This window comes from Stenotrophomonas sp. WZN-1, assembly GCF_002192255.1.
In the GTDB taxonomy this organism is placed as follows: domain Bacteria; phylum Pseudomonadota; class Gammaproteobacteria; order Xanthomonadales; family Xanthomonadaceae; genus Stenotrophomonas.
In genome coordinates this window covers 2,586,261-2,602,248 of the sequence record NZ_CP021768.1, presented here as the reverse complement: position 1 = coordinate 2,602,248, position 15,988 = coordinate 2,586,261, and the positions used below count along the sequence as shown (strand labels likewise).

At 68.3% G+C, this 15,988-nt stretch carries 12 protein-coding genes; 7 read left to right on the top strand and 5 right to left on the bottom strand.

What is annotated here, in order from left to right; genetic code table 11:
- The first annotated feature begins 85 nt into the window (after positions 1-85).
- From CCR98_RS12300 to CCR98_RS12290, 3 genes are all read left to right on the top strand, one after another.
- The gene (locus CCR98_RS12300) at positions 86-5,581 is read left to right on the top strand and encodes an ESPR-type extended signal peptide-containing protein (RefSeq protein ID WP_087922841.1); all 5,496 of its coding nucleotides are present in this window, start codon (positions 86-88) and stop codon (positions 5,579-5,581) included.
- Between the two features lie 61 nt (positions 5,582-5,642).
- On the top strand, positions 5,643-6,485 hold the full coding sequence (locus CCR98_RS12295) for an OmpA family protein (RefSeq protein ID WP_087922840.1): 843 nt from the start codon (positions 5,643-5,645) through the stop codon (positions 6,483-6,485).
- A 121-nt stretch (positions 6,486-6,606) separates the two neighbouring features.
- A complete protein-coding gene (locus tag CCR98_RS12290) occupies positions 6,607-6,897 on the top strand; it encodes a hypothetical protein (protein WP_087922839.1) in 291 nt (96 codons plus the stop codon).
- Positions 6,898-6,978: 81 nt separating this feature from the next.
- Here the strand turns inward: CCR98_RS12290 and CCR98_RS12285 are convergent, their stop codons facing one another.
- Complete coding sequence (locus CCR98_RS12285; protein ID WP_087922838.1) at positions 6,979-7,806, bottom strand: class I SAM-dependent methyltransferase; 828 nt, start codon at positions 7,804-7,806, stop codon at positions 6,979-6,981.
- Positions 7,807-7,869: 63 nt separating this feature from the next.
- On the opposite strand from CCR98_RS12285, the gene CCR98_RS12280 reads away from it, so the two are divergent.
- Positions 7,870-8,277, top strand: a complete 408-nt coding sequence (locus CCR98_RS12280; protein WP_087922837.1) for a MerR family transcriptional regulator — start codon at positions 7,870-7,872, stop codon at positions 8,275-8,277.
- 56 nt (positions 8,278-8,333) lie between these two features.
- On the opposite strand, the gene CCR98_RS12275 is transcribed toward CCR98_RS12280, so the two are convergent.
- The 3 genes from CCR98_RS12275 to CCR98_RS12265 all read right to left on the bottom strand — a co-directional run bounded on the left by CCR98_RS12275 (position 8,334) and on the right by CCR98_RS12265 (position 13,068).
- Complete coding sequence (locus CCR98_RS12275; RefSeq protein WP_005409984.1) at positions 8,334-9,050, bottom strand: MgtC/SapB family protein; 717 nt, start codon at positions 9,048-9,050, stop codon at positions 8,334-8,336.
- Positions 9,051-9,151: 101 nt separating this feature from the next.
- Positions 9,152-10,924: a chloride channel protein gene (locus CCR98_RS12270; protein WP_232463015.1), complete on the bottom strand. Its 1,773-nt coding sequence runs from the start codon at positions 10,922-10,924 to the stop codon at positions 9,152-9,154.
- Between the two features lie 62 nt (positions 10,925-10,986).
- Positions 10,987-13,068 carry a TonB-dependent siderophore receptor gene (locus CCR98_RS12265; protein ID WP_087922835.1) on the bottom strand — a complete coding sequence of 694 codons (2,082 nt, stop codon included), beginning with the start codon at positions 13,066-13,068 and terminating at the stop codon, positions 10,987-10,989.
- Between the two features lie 131 nt (positions 13,069-13,199).
- Between CCR98_RS12265 and CCR98_RS12260 the strand changes: the two genes are divergently transcribed.
- Complete coding sequence (locus CCR98_RS12260) at positions 13,200-14,120, top strand: M14 family metallocarboxypeptidase (RefSeq protein WP_087922834.1); 921 nt, start codon at positions 13,200-13,202, stop codon at positions 14,118-14,120.
- Positions 14,121-14,193: 73 nt separating this feature from the next.
- On the opposite strand, the gene CCR98_RS12255 is transcribed toward CCR98_RS12260, so the two are convergent.
- The gene (locus tag CCR98_RS12255) at positions 14,194-15,045 is read right to left on the bottom strand and encodes a LysR family transcriptional regulator (RefSeq protein WP_087922833.1); all 852 of its coding nucleotides are present in this window, start codon (positions 15,043-15,045) and stop codon (positions 14,194-14,196) included.
- Positions 15,046-15,205: 160 nt separating this feature from the next.
- On the opposite strand from CCR98_RS12255, the gene CCR98_RS12250 reads away from it, so the two are divergent.
- Together CCR98_RS12250 and CCR98_RS12245 are read left to right on the top strand one after the other, a co-directional pair.
- On the top strand, positions 15,206-15,559 hold the full coding sequence (locus CCR98_RS12250; RefSeq protein ID WP_087922832.1) for an SMR family transporter: 354 nt from the start codon (positions 15,206-15,208) through the stop codon (positions 15,557-15,559).
- Positions 15,559-15,882, top strand: coding sequence for an SMR family transporter (locus tag CCR98_RS12245; RefSeq protein WP_087922831.1), 324 nt, complete (start codon positions 15,559-15,561; stop codon positions 15,880-15,882). Before CCR98_RS12250 ends, CCR98_RS12245 begins: the two co-directional genes overlap by 1 nt.
- Positions 15,883-15,988: the final 106 nt, after the last annotated feature.

Sequence of the window (15,988 nt, the reverse complement as noted above, 5' to 3'; positions counted from 1 at the left end):
GCCGTTGCAACCGCTGAAATGTCAGTCACCTGCCTAACGGCAAGTCCACTGACATTCCAGTTGTTCGCCTACGGGGGAAATGCTCATGAACCGCATCTACCGGCGTGTATGGAACCGCCAGCTCAATGCTCTGGTTGTGGCCTCGGAACTGGCCACCGGCGACAGCGGCGGCAGCGCCGCACGCGATCCGCGCGCCTTCCTGCTGATGCCCACCGCCCTGGCCCTGGCACTGCTGTGCGCGCTGGCCAGCGGCCACGCAGGGGCATCGGAAACCAATCAATCGCTGCGTGACCTGCAAGCGCTTGCGGCGAAGTATGCGCAGCCGATGCCGGTCAAGGTCGACGCCGAAGTGGCCCTGGCTGCCGCTGCGCGACAGGCGCAGAGCAGCCCTGCGATCAGTGCGGACGCCCGCCTGGGCCTGCAGCTGAACACCACGTCGCTGCCGGTGGTGCGTGACGTAGTGCCGGCAGCCGTGCAGCTGAAACTGGCAGCGAACACCACACCGAAGCAGGTGGCCGTGCCGGCGCTGGCGGCCGATGTCCGTGCCACTGTCGGCCTGGGCAACACTGCGGGCAAGGCGGCACAGGTGGATGCATCGTTGGCTGCGCATGTTGCGCCCGGCGCACAGGCGCCTCTGGGCGTCGCCGCCGATGCACGCGCCAAGGCCAAGGTCGGTGTTGCCGGCCGCCAGGTCGCTTCGATCGATGCGGGTGCCAAGGCGTTGGCGGGCCTCAGTGGTTCGTCCCTGAAGACCTCTGTCGACGGCAACGCCGACACGCATCTGGCGGTGGCTGGCCATCACATCGAAGGTCAGGGGCAGGCGCGGGCGACAGCCGCGGTCACGTTGCCGGCCAAGGAAGAATTGCCGGGTGACACGCATGATCGCGCCATCAGTGCCGCGTTCGATGCAGGCGCCGCCGGCAAGGTGCGCGTGCAGGCGCCGGACGGCCAGGAAGTGATCGCCGATCGCAACCTGAAGCTGGCCGGACGGGCGACCGTCGCCGCGCAGCACAGCGCGCTGGGCGTTGGCAACCTGGTGGGCGGCGCGGTGGGGGCTGTCGGTGGGACGCTTCACGGTGCTGCGGGTGCGGTCGGCAGCACGGTGGGTGGTGCGCTGAATGGCACGGTCGGCACCGTTGGCAGTGCAGTCGGTGGCGCACTGAATGGCACTGTTGGCACGATTGGTGGTGCAGTGGGCGGCGCGTTGAACGGCACCGTTGGCTCAGTTGGTAGCACAGTCGGCGGCGCACTCAACGGTGCTGTCGGAACGGTCGGCGGCGCAGTGGGTGGCACGCTCAACAACTCGGTAGGCGCAGTCGGTGGTGCAGTTGGCGGTGCTCTGAATGGCACGGTCGGCACCGTTGGCAGTGCAGTCGGTGGCGCACTGAATGGCACCGTCGGTACCGTCGGCAGTGCGGTGGGTGGTGCTCTGAACGGCACTGTTGGCCAGGTCGGCGGCGCGGTGGGTGGTACGCTCAACAACACGGTCGGCGCAGTTGGTGGTGCACTGAACGGCACCGTCGGAACGGTTGGCGGTGCAGTGGGTGGTGCCCTCAACAACACGGTCGGCGCAGTCGGTGGTGCACTGAACGGCACCGTCGGGACGGTTGGCGGCGCAGTGGGTGGCACGCTCAACCACACCGTGGGCGCAGTCGGAGGTGCACTGAACGGCACCGTCGGGACGGTTGGCGGCGCAGTAGGTGGCGCACTCAACGGCACGGTTGGCCAGGTTGGCGGCGCAGTGGGCGGCACGCTCAACAACACGGTCGGCGCAGTCGGCGGTGCACTGAACGGCACTGTCAGCACAGTTGGCGGTGCAGTAGGCGGTGCACTCAACGGCACGGTTGGCCAGGTCGGCAGCGCAGTGGGCGGCACGCTCAACAACACCGTCAGCACGGTCGGTGGTGCAGTGGGCGGCATTCTCAATGGCACCACCGGCAGCCCCACCAGCGGCCTGGGCGGTGTGCTGGGTAGCACGCTGGGCAATGTCGGCAGCGCGGTGGGCAACCTGCTCAACGGCAATCTCAATGGCACCCTCGGCAACCTGGGCAGCGCCGTGGGTGGCCTGGTCGGTGGCACGCTGAGCGGTCTCGGCCTGACCCAACCTTCGGCGATCCCGCCGACCAGCCCGAAGGCACCGGCGGCGGCCGACCCGAATGCGGGCCTGATCATCGGTACCGGCGGCCTGGTCGGCAATGTCGGCCAGCTGATCGGGCCGACCACCACCAGCCTGTTCGGTGGCAACGGCTACCTGAGCAACGGCAACCTCAAGCTCAGGAACGCCAACGTGATGCAGACCTATTCAACGGTCAATGTGCTGGGCCTGCCGGTGGTCAACCTGTCGCCGGTCGGCAGCACCCTCAACGGACTTGGCGGCGCAGCCACGGGTGGCAGCTCGCACCTGACCCTGATCGGTGGCGTCACCTCCGACAGCTACATCTACAACATCAACAACGGCAATCCCGGTGGCCTGCTGGGCCTGTTGCTGCCGGAGGATTCCCCGGCCTGGGCGGCCAAGTGCCTGGACATCGCGCTGGCCGACATATCCTGCTGGGCCGTCAATGCGGCACAGGACTACCAGGTGCTGATGGGCGATGGCGCTTTCGCCAACGGGTCGAAGGAAGTGGTGATCGGTGCCAACGCACGCCATGAGCTGCCGAAAGTCGACGCCAACGTCGCCTTCCCCGGCGACGGCGTCAACGATCCCAGCAATCCAACAGGCGTGCCGACGGCCGACTATGCCGCGCGCATGGGCCATTCAGTGATCGTCGGCGACAGCGCCGTCGGCACCGCCAACGGTCAGACCCTGCTGGGTGCCGAGGCGACGTCGAACCAGGCCAACTCGGTCGCACTGGGTTACCGCTCTGCAGCACTGCGCGGCGCGCAGGCCAGCTACAGCGCCTACGGCCTCACTGCGCCGCAGGTCTCCGCCGGTGAAGTGTCGGTGGGCACTGCCGGTGGCGGCGAGCGCCAGATCACCAATCTCGCCGCAGGCAGCGCCAACACCGATGCGGTCAACGTGGCCCAGCTGAAGGGTGCCATCAGCCTGATCGACGATGTGGCGGCCGCTGCAGTGACCTATGACCTGGACGGCGCCGGCAATCCGGACTATCGCCGGGTCACGCTCGGCGCTGGCACCGGCACCACCACCATCGGCAACCTTGCCGCAGGTGCGGTCACCGCAGGCAGCCTCGAAGCGGTCAACGGCGGCCAGCTGGCGGTGACCAACAGCGCCATCGCCAGCTTCTTCGGCGGTCGCGCGGCTTTCGATCCCGCCAGCGGCATCTTCACCGCACCGCTGTTCGAGATCAGCACCATCTCCACCGGTGGTGCCATTGCCAAGGGCCTGTACGAGAACGCCACCGATGCCTTCGCTGCGGTGGATGGCTCGCTGGTCAATCTCAACACGCAGATCACCGATATCCGCAATGGTGGGACCAAGTACCTGCGGGTGAACTCGACCGGCACCGAGGCCCTGGCCAGCGGCGCCGACTCGATCGCGGTCGGTACCAACGCCCGCGCCACCGCAGCCAACAGCATCGCAGTAGGTGCCGGCAGCCTTGCCGACCGTGACAACACCGTCTCGATCGGTGCCGCCGGTGCCGAACGCCAGGTCACCAACCTGGCTGCGGGTACCGCTGCGACCGATGCGGTCAACGTCGGCCAGCTGCAGGCCTCGGAGCAAGGCGCCCTGCGCTATGACCTCAACGGCGACGGCAGCGTCAACTACGCCAGTGCCACGCTCGGCCAGGCCGGCACTGCCACCACGCTGCGCAATCTCGGCCCGGGCCAGGTCAGTGCCACCAGCAGCGAGGCCATCAATGGTGCCCAGCTGTTCGCAGCCAACCAGGCCGTGGCCACCCACCTCGGCGGTGGTGCTGCGGTCAACGCCAGCGGCGTGCTGACCGCACCGACGTACTCGATCAACAACGTCGCCGCCAACGGCACTGTGACCACGGGCAGCTACAACGACGTCGGCACTGCCTTCGACGCGGTCAGCAATTCGCTGGCCAACGTCGCCGACCAGACCGGAGAGATCGACAAGCTGGCTGTGAAGTACGACGTCGATGGCGGTGGCAATGTGCTCAACAGCGTGACCCTCAAGGGGACCGGCACCGGCGCGGTGAAGCTCACCAACGTCGCTGCCGGCAGCATCCTGGCCGGCAGCAGCGACGCCATCACCGGCGACCAGCTGTTCAGCACCCACAGCACCATCGCCAACTACTTCGGCGGCACCACTGCCTTCAACGGCACCACCAATGTGTGGACCGCGCCGACGTTCAGCATCTCCAGCATCGCCACCGATGGCACCTTCACCAGTGGCGATTACAACAACGTCACCGCGGCCTTCACTGCGGTCGACGGCTCGCTGAAGGTCCTCAACCAGCGCATCACCAACGGTGGCGGCGGCAGTGCTTACCTGGCGGTGAATTCGACGGCGGCCGCGGCCAGCGCGGCCGGTGCGGAAGCGGTCGCGGTCGGCCCGCAGGCCAGTGCGGCCGGCGCCAACAGCGTGGCGGTCGGCAACGGTGCCAGCAGCAGTGCCGGCAACAGCGTGGCACTGGGTGCCGGCTCGGAGGCCAGCGTTGGCGCGCAGAGCGGTTACACCGGGGCCTATGGCCAGACCGGTGCCAGCAACTCGGCCGGTGAGGTCTCGGTCGGCAGCAGCGGCAGCGAGCGCAAGATCACCCACGTCGCTGACGGCTCCGATGACCACGATGCGACCAATGTCGGCCAGCTGAAGAACGGCGTGAACTACGCCATCGACCAGTCCAAGTCCTACACGGACCAGAAGATCCAGAACATCACCAACGTGGCCGGCAGCTTCCGCGCCAACAACACCAACAACCTGGCCGATCCGTCCGCCAGCGGTGCCAACTCGGCCGCCGGTGGTGCAGGCTCCACCGCCGCCGGTGCCAACTCGACCGCGCTGGGCAATGGTTCGCAGGCGCAGGCCGACAACTCGGTGGCGCTGGGTGCGGGTTCGGTGGCGAACCGGGCCAACACGGTTTCGGTCGGTGCCGCCGGTGCCGAACGCCAGGTGGTCAACGTGGCTGACGGCTCGCAGGCCACCGACGCGGTCAACGTGCGCCAGCTGCAGGCCTCGCAGCAGGGCACGATCCGCTACGACACCACGGTGAACGGCGCAACCAACTACAACAGCGTCACCCTCGGCAGCACCAGCAGTGGCCCGACCACGGTCCGCAACGTTGCCGCCGGCACCGCCGGTACCGACGCGGTCAACGTGGACCAGCTGAAGTCGGGCATGGCACAGACCCTGGACTGGTCGAAGGCCTACACCGACGAGCGCATGGGCGGCTTCGAGCGCGACCTGCGCAAGACCGACAACCGTGCCTCGGCCGGTATCGCTTCGGCGATGGCCACGGCGGCGCTGCCGCAGCCCAGCGAGGCGGGCCGCAGCATGGCCTCGATCGCCGCTGGCAGCTACAACGGCGAATCGGGCGTGGCGCTCGGTATCTCCGGTGTCTCCGAAGGCGGTCGCTGGATCTACAAGTTCAGCGGTTCGACCAACAGCCGTGGCGAGGCCGGTGTGGCCGTCGGTGCCGGCATCCAGTGGTGATCCCCGCCGCCGGGCCCCACGCGCGGCCCGGCATCGCGGAAACGTCTACAGGGGGAATGACATGAAACAGCATCGCATCGCCCGCGCCGGCCAATGCGCCGCCACGCTGGGCCTGATCCTGGGGATGGGCCTGCTGGCCGCCTGCCGCAGCCATGCGCCGGCCGCCGACGGTCCTGCAGAAGCCACCGCCGTGCACTTCCCGGAGGCCTCGAAGGCCTCGCTGAAGGAAGGCATCTATCCCGACGTCGCCGACCTGCGCCGCTTCGCGCCGGGCATGAGCAAGCGGCAGCTGTACACGCTGCTGGGCACGCCGCATTTCAATGAAGGCATGTGGGGCGTGCGCGAGTGGAACTACCTGTTCAATTTCCGCACCGCGCAAGGTGCGGAGTACTTCACGTGCCAGTTCCAGGTCCGCTTTGACAGCAAGGGCATTGCCCAGGCGGGCTACTGGAAGCCGGAATCGTGCGCGGCCGTGCTGGAGCCGCCGCGGCCACCGGCCCCGCCGGCCCCGGTGCCGGCACCGCTGCCGGAACAGCCGCTGCGGCTGTCGGCCGATGCATTGTTCGGTTTCGACAGCGCGGTGCTCAGTGCCGAGGGCCAGCAGGCGGTGCAGGGCGTCCTGGCGCAGGTACGCGAAGCCGCGCAGGTGCAGTCGATCAGGGTAACCGGCTACACCGACCGTATCGGCAGCGCCAGCTACAACCAGGCGCTGTCGCAGCGCCGCGCCGACGCTGTGCGCAGCGCGCTGGTGCAGGGGGGCGTGCCTGCAGCCAGCATCAGTGCCGAGGGACGCGGCGCGGCCGAGCCGATCGTGCAGTGCGGGCAACGCAACCGGCGCGAGCTGATTGCCTGCCTGGCGCCGAACCGGCGCGTGCAGATCGCCGGGATGGCACAGCCCCGTTGACCTTCCTGCGCCGGGGCGGTGCCCCGGCATCCCGAGTCCCCCCTGACCGCAGGCAGGCGTGGCAACGTCTCCCCCGTCGTCCACGCCTGCCTGCGGCTCAGGTTTTCAAACGGTGCACGCGATGAATGCCCAATTCCTGCCCCTCTCCATGAAGACGGAAGCCACTCTCAGCGTGTACGGCCAGCTCGGCAACCATGCCGTGGTGCGCATCCCCGGGCGACGCCTGCCAGGCATGATCCTGCAGGCCGATACCGTGGCCGGGTTCCTGGCCCAGCTGCAGGAAGCCCAGGCCTGCCTGCGCAGCGGTCGCGCACAGCGCACCGATGCCGAGCTGGACATGCTGATCGACGTGCTGCAGCAGTGGTACGCCCTGATCGAATCGCGCCTGGCCGACGCCGGCGAGGCGCTGTAGAAGAAAGAGGGGACGGAGGGGATCAAGTCGTTTCCGGCACAGCCGGGGCAAGAACGACTTGATCCCCTCCGTCCCCTTTTCCTAGGCGCGGGCGCGGATCAGCCAGCAGGCGGCATCCACGCGAACGCGGTCGCCTTCGATGAATGGCGCGAATGCAGCCAGAGCCTGGTCGCGGAGCACGGTGGCGCGGTCTTCCGGCATTGCGCGCAGGGCCAGCCCCAATGGGCCCAGCTGGCCGACATAGCTCGGCAGATCTTCGCGGGCGATCGAGCAGGGCAGGTCCACCGCAACCACCTCCACCTCCTTCCAACCGGCGGCCTGCAGATGCCGCTGTACCTGCCCGCCATCGGCAAAGGCGAACTGCCCGGGTGCTCCTGGCGCACGGGGTGGTAGATCGAGTTCAGCGCCAATGGCGCGCTCGGCCGTAGTCATGAATGGGTTCTCGTCGGCACTGCGCCAGGCGATGAAGCGGAGTCCGGCGCCCGGCCGTGCCGCGCGGTGCAGGTTGGCGAAGGCAGTCCCGGTATCGTCGAAGAACATCACGCCCAGCCGTGACTGGATCCAGTCGAAGTGCGCGGACGGCAGCGGATGCCGCTGCGCGTCGGCCACGATGAAGTCCGCGTCCAGTCCCACCGCCTCGGCGCGCTGGCGGGCCAGCGCCAGCATCGGCGCGGAGATGTCCAGGCCGGTGCTGTGTGCCGCCGGGCGAGCGGCGGCTGACGCCAGCAAGCTGGCGCCGGTGCCGCAACCGATATCGAGCAGTTGCGTGACGGTGTCCGGAAGTTCGGCGACCAGCAGGTCGGCCATCGGCTGGAACAGGCCATCGAGGATGGCCTGCTGGGCGACCCAGATCTGGCCGCCAGGGCCATTCCAGAGCGCATTCTGATCAACGGGGGAAGTACTGGCCATGGCCTTGTCCTGCCGGGAAGATGCCTATAGGTTGATGCTTGAAGGCGACTTGAGGTCAAGCCCGTGCGTGAACTGGATATCGGCGAGGTGGTGAAGCGCAGTGGCGTGCCGGCCTCGACCCTGCGCTACTACGAGCAGTTGGGGTTGTTGCAGGCCCTGGGCCGTCGCGGCCTGCGCCGGCAGTACGACGAGCAGGTGCTGGAACGGCTGGCGCTGATCGGCCTCGGCCAGGCGGCCGGGCTGTCGCTGCAGCAGATCGGCGCATCGCTGCCGCCGCAGCGCGGATGCCTCACGCTGGATCGCGAGGCCCTGCTGGCGCAGGCTGATGTTCTGCAGCAACAGATCAGCCAGCTGCAGCGGATACGCCGTCACCTGCAGCGGGCGGCGGCTTGTCCGGAAGCGCAGGATGCACGCCAGTGCGGTTCGTTCCGCAAGTTGTTGAGGGCCCAGCAGCGCATCGCGGGAGGGTGAGAGAAGAGCATCCACGCATGGCGTGGATCTACTGCACCACGCCATGCGTGGATGAATCAATCGCGGGTACTGACTTCCCAGGTGGCGTGCAGCACGCCGGGCACGTGTTCCATCCGCGCCAGCACCACGTCCAGCTCGTCGGCACTGACCGCTGTGCTGACCAGTACCGCGATCACATCGGTGGGCGCGTCGGCATGCTCGACCACCTGCACATCACCGACCGGGTACTGCGCAGCCTCCAGCGCATCGACCAGGCGCTCGCGCACCCGCGGCACGGCTTCGGCATCCACGCTCAAGCGCACTTCGTAGGTGGCCTCGGTCGCCGCCTCGTTGATCGGAATGCGGTTGATCGCATTCACCAGCGGCCGCAGCAGCGTGTTGCCGGCGATGATCAGCACGGTCAGCAGCACGCCTTCGGCCAGCATGTCCGCGCCGGTGCAGCTGCCCACCGCCGCCGAGCACCACAGGGTGGCGGCGGTGTTCAGGCCGCGCACGTTCATGCCTTCCTTCATGATCACGCCGGCGCCGAGGAAGCCGACACCGGAGACCACGTAGGAGATCACGCGCACCGCCTCGGCGCTGCCGGCGATGCGCATGCCCAGGTCGACGAAGGCGGCGGCGCCGACCGCCACCAGTACGTTGGTGCGCAGGCCGGCGGTGCGTTGCCGGTACTGGCGCTCGGCACCGATCAGGGTGCCCAGCACGAAGGCGGCCAGCAGGCTGACCACGGTGTCGGCGAAGGGGCCGGCCTGGAAGGTTTCAATGAAGCGCATGGCCGGAGTCTACCCCGTCGAAGTGACAGTAGATCCACGCCATGCGTGGATTTCGAGGGGGCCAGAAACGACTTAATCCCCTCCGTCCCCTTTTTGCGGGGTCAGTCGGTGTCCTCGACGCGCTCGCCCATCAGCTCGCGTTGGCGCTTGTCCAGTTCCTCGGCGTAGCGCTTGCGGACGAAGGCTTCGGAGACCACGCCCAGCACCTGTCCGTCGGCGGCGACCACGGCCAGTTCGTCGGCCTGGGTCTGGTCGAAGCGCTGCATCACGCTGACCACGTCGGAGGACGGTGCCAGCGAGACGTCGCGGTTCTCGGCCAGTTCGCCGATCAAGGCTTCCGGCTTCACGCCATCGCTGTAGACCCGTGGGATCTGCACGATGCCGGCATAGTGCCCCTCGCTGTCGATCAGGATCACCCGGGTGCCCGAGCCCAGCGGAAAGCGTTGGCGGAAGGTGGCCACATCGAGGTCGGCCGGTGCGGTGGCCACGCCCTTGCGCATCAGGCGGCCGGCATTGAGGTTATGCACCCAGCCGACATCGCGGGCGCTCTTGATGGTTTCACCGCGCAGGTGCATGCGCCAGGTCGAGAACGAGTAGCCGAACCACTGCCGCACCAGCGTGCTGGACACCAGTACCGCGCTCATCACCACGCTGGTCAGCAGGAAGTCGTGCGTGCCTTCCAGCACCAGCATGGCCATGGTCATTGGCGCACCGACCACGGCGGCGGCCAGTGCGGCCATCCCGGCCAGTGCGGCCGAGGTGGCGTCGATCACCGGCACGCCGGTAGCCATGGCGAGCAGGCCGGCGAACAGGGCGCCGACCAGGGTGCCCATGAACAGCGAGGCGAAGAACAGGCCGCCACGGAAACCGAACCCGAGAGAGATGCCGGAGGCCAGGCACTTCAGGGTGAGCAGGCCGCCGATCCAGATCAGTGGCAGATGCGTGGTCAGGTCCAGGTGCAGGGCGCCGTGGCCGGACGACAGCACCTGCGGGCTGGCCAGCGCCAGCGGAATCAGCAGCAGGCCGCCCACCACCGGCCGTCCCCAGGCCGGCAGAGGGCTGCGTTTGACGGTGCCTTCAATCGAGGCGATCAGGCGCATGATGGCGATGCCGACCATCGCGCAGCAGCAGCCGAGCAGGCCGTAGATGGCGTAGTCGGCGGCTCGCACGTCGATGGTCGAGGCCGCCGGTAGCAGGTAGGCCTCGATGCCGGCCTGGTCGGCCACGAACGCGCCGGCCAGCGCGGCGACGGCCACCGGCGCCAGCGCGGCCGGGGTGTAGGCGCCGATGACGATCTCGAAGGCGTAGAACGCGCCGGCCAGTGGCGCCCCGAAGGCGGCCGCGATGGCGCCGGCGGCACCGGCGCCGACCAGGATGCGCACGTCGTTGCGGCGCAGGCGCATCACCCGGCCCAGTTGCGAGCCGCTGCCTGCGCCCATCTGCGTATACGACGCCTCCAGCCCGACCGAGGCGCCGCAGCCATTGGACAACAGGGTCTGGGTCAGCACGATGAGGTTGTCGCGCATCGACATGCGGCCGCCATGCAGGGCATTGGCTTCCACCGCATCGAGCAGGGGCCGCTTGAGCCGGGTCGCGGCCAGGCTGACCAGGCCGACCAGCAGGCCACCCAGTGGCAGGACCAGCAGCGCGGTCCAGGTCAGCGAGGGCAGGGAACTCAGGCGCATGCCGTCGTCCAGCCCGTACAGGGTGCCCTGCAGCCAGCGTGCGATGCCGGACTGCAGCAGGGTCAGGTAGCCGGCGATCAGGCCGACCAGCAGGGCAAGCGCGATGAACCACAGGTCGCTGCCGCGCAGGCGCAGGCGCAGGCCCTGGAAGGCCAGATGCAGGCGCGATGGCGAAACAGGCAATGACATGGTGGCGGCATGATACGCCGCCACCGTGATCGCCACCGTCACTGCATCGGGCGGTTACTGCGTCAGAAGCGGTAGCGGCCCTGCACGTAGAAGGTGCGCGGCGCGGCCACCATGCGGCCAGCGTTGCCATCGACGTTGCGGGTGTACCAGCGCTTGTCGGCCAGGTTGTTCACGCCCAGCGCGATCTCGCTGTCGCCCAGGCCGGGCACCTGCCAGGCCACCTGTGCATTCCACAGGCGCACGCCCGGCACGCGGCCCACGCGCGCGTCGGCGGTCTCATCCCAGGTGTTGGCCGCATCGGAGAACTGGCCGCTCTGGTGGGTGCTGGAGACATTGAAGGTCCAGCCGGCCAGCGCGTAGCGGGCACCGACGCTGTCGGTGTCGCGCGAGTAGAAAGGCACGTCCAGGCCGCGGTTATCACCGGACTGCTGGATCGCCTTGGTCCAGGTGTAGTTGGCGTACAGCTCCAGCCCGGTCAGCACGCTGTCATCGGCGAAGTGGTACTCCAGCGCGCTCTCCACACCCTTGTGGTCGGTGGCGCCGATGTTCTGGAAGGTGGGCGGGGTGATGCCCGGCACCTGCAGGATCTGGTTGTCGAAGCGCATCTTGAACACGGTCACCTCCGCGCGCAGTGCGCCGTCCTGCCAGCGCGCACCCAGCTCGGTGGTCCTGGCCACTTCCGGGTTCAGCGGGTTGCTGGCGGTCTGCGAATTGAGCTGGATGTTCTGCACCGGTCCGAACGAGGTGGTGTAGTTGCCGAACACGGTCAGCTGCGGAGTCAGCAGGTAGGCGACGTTGATCGAGGGCAGCGCCTTGTCGTTGCGGCTGCTGAAGGTCGTCGCGCCACCGGCCTGGCGGCGGTCCATGTCGATCCATTCCATGCGCACGCCCGGGGTGATCCGCCACTGGCCGATCGCGATGCGGTCGTCGATGTAGAACGCATGGGCGTCGGTGGCGTTGTCGAAGCGGTTGGTGGCGCTGGCCGCGCCGGTGCGGCGGGTGACGGTGTAGCTGCGGTCGTTGCCGCGCTCGCGCAGGAAGCGGTAGCCGGCGGTGATGTCGTGCACGCTGGCGCCCCAGTGCAGGCGCTGGGTGTAGCGCGGCTCGATGCCGAGCACACGGTAATCGCGCGGCTGCACGGTCAGCTGGGTATTGGCGGCGTTGATCAGCGAACTGGCGCGGGTGCTTTCGTTGTAATAGGCCAACACCTCGAACTCGCTGTTGGCCGACAGTGTGTTGGTGTAGCCCAGGTCGATGCCGGTGCGGTGGCCTTTCCAGAAATCGGTGGGGCGCGTGTTCTGGAACGGATCAGCTTCGTACTGGGCGCGGGTCAGGCCACCCGGGGTCAGCGAACGCACATCGTAGTAGGACAACTTGGCACGTAGTTCCTGCTGCGCGTCGATGGCGTAGGCGAACTTCAGCGCCAGGTCGTTGAAGCGGTCATCGCTGCCCTGGCGCCAGCCACGGCCGTCCTGGCCGGAGTACAGCAGGGCCGCGCCCAGGCCGTTGTCGCCGGTGCCGCCGAGGAAGGCGTTGTACTGGGTGCTGTCGCCGCCGCCATGGTCGTAGGCGGTGTAGCGCACGCCGGCTTCGCCGTGCAGGCCGGCACCGGTGGGAATGGCGCGGGTACTGAAGTTGATGATGCCGCCCACGTTCTGTGGCCCGTAGCGCACCGCGCCGCCGCCACGCACCACGTCGATCGATTCAATGTTGGACAGGCTGGTCGGTGCGAACGATAGCTGCGGCTGGCCATACGGCGCTACCGCCAGCGGCACGCCGTCCAGCAGTACCGTCGAACGCGGCGAGTAGCGCCCGGTCAGGCCGCGCACGCCGATATTCAGCGACACCGAACTGCCTGCGGTGCCGGAGTTGTCGGTGACCTGCACACCGGGGATGCGGCGCATGGCATCGCCGATGCTGGCCGCCCCGCTGGCCTCGATGCGCTGACGGTCCACCACGGTGCGCGCGCCAGCGAAGTTCTTCACGCTGTCGTGGAGGCCGGTGCCCAGCCAACTGCCGGAAACCTGGATGCTGTCCAGCGTGGTGGCGCCGTCCTGGGCGAAGGCGCCGGCGGCCGGAAACAGGCACAGGGCGAGGGCGGCGGCCAGGGGCAGGCGTGCCGGTTGCGGGGCGTGAGTGGGCATCTGTGCAGGTTGTGGAAGGTCGTAAATGAGAATTATTGCTGATTCCATTCGCCAATGGAATGCGCCGCCGGTTCACGCTGATGCCCCGGTGGTAGAGTGGGCGATTGCTTCCTGACTCGCTGAGATCCGCCATGTCCCAAGCCGCCTTCTACCCCGTCGGAACCCCTGGCCAGCCGTGGGGAGCGGCGGAACGGGAGGCGTGGCGCGGTCGCCAGCAGCGCCTGCGTCGCTACGACGAGGAGGTGCTGCCGCGCATCGAGACGCTGGCCTCGCGCTTCGACAAGGTGGCCTATGGCCAGCTCGATTACGCCGGCGAGACCTACACCCTGTTCGCCCTGCGCAGTCGCGACTGGAACCCGGCGCTGCCGGCCGCGCTGGTCACCGGTGGCGTGCACGGCTACGAGACCAGTGGCGTGATGGGCGCGCTGGAGTTCCTCGAAAAGTACGCCGCCGACTATGCCGGCAAGGCCAACCTGCTGGTGGCGCCGTGCGTGAATCCGTGGGGCTTCGAGCGCATCAACCGCTGGAACTTCGATGCGATCGATCCGAACCGCAACTTCCGCGCCGATGGCCCTGCCCGCGAGTCGACCGCGCTGATCGAGCTGATCGCACCGATCAAGGGCCAGTTCGTGCTGCACATTGACCTGCACGAAACCACCGACAGCGACGAGAGCGAGTTCCGCCCGGCGCTGGCCGCGCGTGACGGCAAGCCGTTCGAGCCGGGCCTGATTCCGGATGGCTTCTACCTGGTGGACGACAGCGAGAATCCGCAGGCAGCGTTCCAGCAGGCGGTGATCGCTGCGGTGGAGAAGGTCACCCACATCGCGCCGGCTGACGACAAGGGCGAGATCATTGGTTCGCCGGTGGTGGCGCATGGCGTGATCGAGTACCCGCTGGTGAAGCTGGGCCTGTGCGCCGGCATTACGGGCGCGAAGTACACCACCACCACCGAGGTCTACCCGGACAGCCCGCGGGCGACCCCACAGCAGTGCAACGACGCGCAGGTGGCAGCGGTGTGTTCGGCGCTGGATTACGCGCTCGCCCATCGCTGATCGGTTCGGTAGTGCCGGCCGCTGGCCGGCAGCCACGGGACAAAGAGATTGCCGGCCAGCGGCCGGCACTACCTCACCCCAGCGCGTCGGCCCACCACAGTGCGGCCGGTCCTGGCGGCGTGTCGCGACGCCACAGCAGGTCGCTGTGGATGCGCCGCGGCCAGCCGGGCAGTATCAGTTCCACCAGCCGCCCGCGGTCGTAGCGCTGCACCAGTGCCCGCGGCAGTTCGGCCCAGCCGAGGCCGTCCTCGGCCATTTCCATCACCATCAGGTAGTCGGTTGCGGTCCAGGCCAGGCCGGTGACCACGCGCGTCTGGTCGACTTCGGCGCTCAAGCGTACCTGCCGGTGCCGCGCCAGCTGAGCGGCGGCGCGACGGCCGGCACTGGCCAGCGGATGCTCGCGCGCCACGTACACCGACAGTTCGCTGTGATGCGCCAGCGGCCGTGCCATCAGTCCATCCGGATAACACTCCTGCCGTGGCAGCAGGCCCAGCGCGGCGCGTCCGTTGCTCACCAGTTCCAGCACGTCCTCGCCCTCGGCATCCAGCCATTCCAGCTCGATCTCCGGGAATGCCTCGGCGAAGCGTTGCAGCACCCGTTGTTCCGGGTCCAGTTGGTAGACGTCGGAAAACGCCACGGTCAGGCGCGATTCGACCGGCGCGGCCAGGCGCACGCTCAACTGCTGCAGGCGGGCATCGGCCGCGAGGATCTCCTGCGCGTGGCCCAGCACCTGGCGGCCGGCCTCGGTCAGCTGCGGGTAGCGCCCGCTGCGGTCGAACAGGCTCACGCCCAGGTCGGCTTCCAGATGGGCAATGGCGGTGCTGACCGTCGACTGGGTCTTGCGCAGGCGTCGCGCGGCCGCCGAGAACGAGCCCAGCGCCGCGGCTTCCACGAAGGCCTGCAGGGATTCGGGGGAGTAGGGCATTGATCCATCGCTCCTGTCGATGGAATCCATTTTGATACCACCGTAAAAGGCGATGATACTGGCTTCCGTCGCCCCCGTCTGCGGGGCGTTCCGGACCCTCCACGCACGGCGTGGATCCACTGATGAGGCGGCGCGGTCCCCGCCCTGCAAGGAGTTTCACATGTCCCGTACTGTTTCCGCCCGTGGCGCGCTGGTCGCCTGGGCCTGCCTGACCGTGGCGATCATCGCCGAGGTGGTCGGCACCTCGTTCATGGCCCATGCCGCCCGCGATGGTGGCTGGACCGGTTACCTGGTCATGGCCGGCGCGCTGGCGCTGTCCTACTTTTTCCTGGCGCAGTCGGTGCGCCGCATTGCGGTGGGCGTCGCCTACGCAGTGTGGGAAGGCCTTGGCCTGACCCTGCTGACCGTCGTGGGCCTCACCGTCTTCGGTGAAAGCCTGTCGCTGCAGCAGCTGGCCGGCCTGGTGCTGGCGGTGGCGGGCATCGTCTGCGTCACCCTCGGGGAGGCACACTGATGAATACCCTGGCCCTGTTTTTCGTGATCTGTTCCGCGCTGATCGACGTCGCCGCCAACATGATGGTGGCCAAGTCGGAAGGCTTCCGCCGCTGGCGCTGGGGCGTCGCCGCGATCGCCATGGTCTGGATCGCCTTCGCCCTGTTGGGCCAGGCGGTGCGCTACATGGACCTGGCCACCGCCTATGCGATGTGGGGTGCGATCGGCGTGATCGGTACTGCCACCTGCGGCCGCCTGTTGTTCGGCAACCGCCTGCGCCCGATTGGTTGGGTCGGCATCGCGCTGGTCACTTTCGCGGTGCTGCTGCTGAGTACCGCGAAGTGATGCATCGTTGCGCCAACCAAGGTTGGCGCCTACCAGAGCCACGGTTGGCATCCGCCAGAGCGTGAGCCGCCGCAGGCAAGCGCCCCGGGGATGATCTCCCCGGGGC

Bases quoted from the DNA above. Each gene is read 5' to 3' on its own strand.
- CCR98_RS12285 (WP_087922838.1), bottom strand. From the start codon at position 7,806: ATGGCCAGTACTTCCCCCGTTGATCAGAATGCGCTCTGGAATGGCCCT.
- CCR98_RS12270 (WP_232463015.1), bottom strand. From the start codon at position 10,924: ATGTCATTGCCTGTTTCGCCATCGCGCCTGCATCTGGCCTTCCAGGGC.
- CCR98_RS12255 (WP_087922833.1), bottom strand. From the start codon at position 15,045: ATGCCCTACTCCCCCGAATCCCTGCAGGCCTTCGTGGAAGCCGCGGCG.
- CCR98_RS12295 (WP_087922840.1), top strand. From the start codon at position 5,643: ATGAAACAGCATCGCATCGCCCGCGCCGGCCAATGCGCCGCCACGCTG.
- CCR98_RS12260 (WP_087922834.1), top strand. From the start codon at position 13,200: ATGTCCCAAGCCGCCTTCTACCCCGTCGGAACCCCTGGCCAGCCGTGG.
- CCR98_RS12250 (WP_087922832.1), top strand. From the start codon at position 15,206: ATGTCCCGTACTGTTTCCGCCCGTGGCGCGCTGGTCGCCTGGGCCTGC.
- CCR98_RS12265 (WP_087922835.1), bottom strand. From the start codon at position 13,068: ATGCCCACTCACGCCCCGCAACCGGCACGCCTGCCCCTGGCCGCCGCC.
- CCR98_RS12290 (WP_087922839.1), top strand. From the start codon at position 6,607: ATGAATGCCCAATTCCTGCCCCTCTCCATGAAGACGGAAGCCACTCTC.
- CCR98_RS12245 (WP_087922831.1), top strand. From the start codon at position 15,559: ATGAATACCCTGGCCCTGTTTTTCGTGATCTGTTCCGCGCTGATCGAC.
- CCR98_RS12300 (WP_087922841.1), top strand. From the start codon at position 86: ATGAACCGCATCTACCGGCGTGTATGGAACCGCCAGCTCAATGCTCTG.
- CCR98_RS12275 (WP_005409984.1), bottom strand. From the start codon at position 9,050: ATGCGCTTCATTGAAACCTTCCAGGCCGGCCCCTTCGCCGACACCGTG.